The organism is Streptomyces sp. NPDC000410 (assembly GCF_040300305.1).
GTDB lineage: Bacteria > Actinomycetota > Actinomycetes > Streptomycetales > Streptomycetaceae > Streptomyces.
On record NZ_JBEPDM010000119.1, the window covers coordinates 1 to 2,588 of the forward strand.

Annotated in this window: 2 protein-coding genes and 2 pseudogenes; 1 reads left to right on the top strand and 3 read right to left on the bottom strand. The window is 67.7% G+C overall.

Annotation, left to right across the window (positions count from 1 at the left end; translation table 11 throughout):
• Positions 1 to 256 (top strand): annotated as a pseudogene (locus ABT342_RS37970) (hypothetical protein); the annotation flags it as partial.
• Positions 257 to 329: 73 nt separating this feature from the next.
• On the opposite strand, the gene ABT342_RS37975 reads toward ABT342_RS37970, so the two are convergent.
• The 3 genes and pseudogenes from ABT342_RS37975 to ABT342_RS37985 form a co-directional block, all read right to left on the bottom strand.
• Complete coding sequence (locus ABT342_RS37975) at positions 330 to 836, bottom strand: helicase associated domain-containing protein (RefSeq protein ID WP_502965689.1); 507 nt, start codon at positions 834 to 836, stop codon at positions 330 to 332.
• Between the two features lie 365 nt (positions 837 to 1,201).
• Entirely contained in the window at positions 1,202 to 2,044 is an 843-nt protein-coding gene (locus ABT342_RS37980; RefSeq protein WP_351584153.1) for a TniQ family protein, read from the bottom strand.
• 104 nt (positions 2,045 to 2,148) lie between these two features.
• A pseudogene (locus tag ABT342_RS37985) lies at positions 2,149 to 2,588 on the bottom strand (hypothetical protein); the annotation flags it as partial.

Here is a 2,588-nt window from a genome sequence, read left to right on the forward strand (position 1 = left end):
GGTGACCGTCGTCGCCCTCCATGGCGTCTGCGACGACGGCCCCGCGGTGGACGTGCTGGAAACAGGCGGAAGCGTCGTACTGTCGGCCTCCGTCCCAGACCGGAAAGACAGCGGCAACTGCACCAAGCAGGCGAAGTTGCAGCAGGTGACGGTGAAACTGGAGAACCCCGTGGGTGACCGCGTCCTGCTCGACGCACACACCGGCCAGCCAGTCCTCTACAAGGGGCTGAACGGGATTTCTCCGAGCGGGAGCTGAGTCTGTCGGATCGGGTTCCCCTCTGGTCTGCGTCCGCTGATCGGTGGAATCGGGCTCAACGACACTGCAGGGCTTATCGGGGACCGGCCATTGGCATGCGCTTTGCCCACCGCATGCCGATCTTGGACAGTTGTTCCATCCGTTCCGGTGACAAGGTGGCGGCTCTGCTCCGCTGGTTCCCGACCCATGCACCGAGCCTCAGCGTGACGTTCCGATGCTCCTGGTCCTCGCTGCCGTCCCCGCCGCCGAAGGTGATTGTCTCGACGTGCTTGCGCGGGACTTTCAGGTGTCCCTCGCGCTCGAAGTACTGCCGGGCGGCGGCGAGGTGCAGCGCCCACTTCTGTGCCTGGCTCGTACGGGGCTTGGGCTTCTCGTTCTCGGTCGCGGGTGTGATCCCGAGGACGTGTTCGCACATCCATTGCTGAACGGTGGTGAGCTTGTCCCAGCTCAGCCGTTGCGCCTGTACCCATCGTCCGAGGTCTTCGCCGCGGTGTACGACGATGCCCGGTTCGGTGGGCAGTTCGCCGCCGGCCTCTTCGAGGTGGAGGCGGGTGAGGTGGAAGGCGCGTTGCCATTCCACTGGCCAGATGGGGCACCAGGACGGGTCGATGTCCTCCAGCTGCTCGCGCCGCTCGGTCGACAGGGCGCCGGACCACGACTCGATCGGGAGCCCTTCGGCCTGGCGCTGTGACGGAGCAGTGATCTTCAGGGGGCTGGGCTGCTTTGGTCTGGTGTCCCGTCTTTTGGTTGGGAGTTGGAGCTGGGGTAGTGGCCGTGTTCGGGTGTGATTGGCGTGGCACTGGAGTCGCGTTCGGTTTGGTTGTTCGGGTGGCTGGCCTGCGGTCCGGTAGTTGTGTGGGAATGATCTTTGTTTTCCCGTCGATGTAGTGGTGCGTCTATAGGCGGCTGCGCTTTCTCCGGGCTTCGGAGTCTGGAGTGTGCTGGTCAGTGGCGTGTGTGGGTGAGGAAGACGCGGAGCGGGTCGTGTCCGTTGGGGGTCAGGCGGGTGAGGCCGAGTTGACAGGCGATGAGGGTGAGGGTGTCGTCAGTGCGATGTGGCCGGTTCGGCAGGGTGGTGAGGGTGCGGGCGAGGGTGATGGTTTCGGGGTAGGTGACCAGGTCGCGGGTCAGGAGTGCGGGGGAGGCGCTGCCTGTGGTGGCCAGGTGGGGGTTGGACTTGTAGAGCTGGTTGAGGCGGGTGTGCCAGCGGTGGGTGAGGTGTTGCTGGTGGTCGTACCAGCGGGTGGTGATGGCGCGTGCTGTGGTCCAGGCGGTGGCGGCACGGGGGTTTCGTAGGAGTCGCTGGTGTGCGTGGTGCGCGGCGACAAGCTCCGGCGTGGCCCAGGTGTGGACGGTGGAAGTGAGCCGTGGGTCGGGGGCTGCTTGCTGGTGGCGTGGGCACACCATCCGGTACGGCGGTGGGTGTACCCAGGCGGTGTCGGTTGTGCCGTGGCTGTGGTGGAGGGTGCACAGCGTGCAGGCAAGGACTGGCTGCTCTGCTTCGAGCTGCTTCCAGCGCCCGGCGGCCTCGGTGTTGTGGGCGTCGTCGCTGTGGGCGAGGCGGGGCAGGGCGCGCGTCAGGTGGGGGAGTGGAATGCGGGCCAGGGCAGCGAGGTGACGGCACGCGTTGTGGTTGAGGTGGAGTTCTGCCGATGGCGGTGTGCCGTGGCCGTGGAGGGTGATGCCGGCGCCATCGAGGAGCTGGGGCAGCGTCAGCTGGTAGACGTCAGCGAGGCGCTGGGCGTATGAGGCGGTCGCTTCGGCGGGCAGCGGCCGTACTCGGAACACGCCCGGCGCGGCTGACGGGATCCGAAGCCATGTCCTTGCGCTGACGACACTGCGCCGTGCGGGGACGGCTGCGGCCGCATCACCGGCCGCGACGCCTGTCAGGCTCACGGGGCGCTGGTGCTGCGGCTCCGCGGCCGTGTGTGGGGGCGGTAGTGCTGTTCGGCGAGGTGGTCCAGGCGGATGGCTTCGAGGGTGGTTTTGGTGATGCGTTCGGTGCCGTCGGTGAGGGCGGTGATGGCGGCCTGGCGGATGAGGCGGGCGAGGCTGCCGATGCGGCCGGCGGTGCGCTCGTGCAGGTAAGAGGCCAGCTGGGGGAGGGTGCCGGGCCGGTGGTGGCGCAGGTCGAGGGCGGTCTCCATTGCTTTGACGAGGTCACGGAAGGGTTCACTCTCGCCGAGGCGGGCGGGGAAGGCGGCGCAGTCGATGAGGGAGGCGCGCCCGGCGAGCTGGGTGCGATCTCTCGGTTTCGGCACAGCGGGGTGGGAGACAGTGGGGTTTGGGTCTGTTGTTGCTGGTCGGTGGCGGTTCCGGGGCTGTGAGGTCA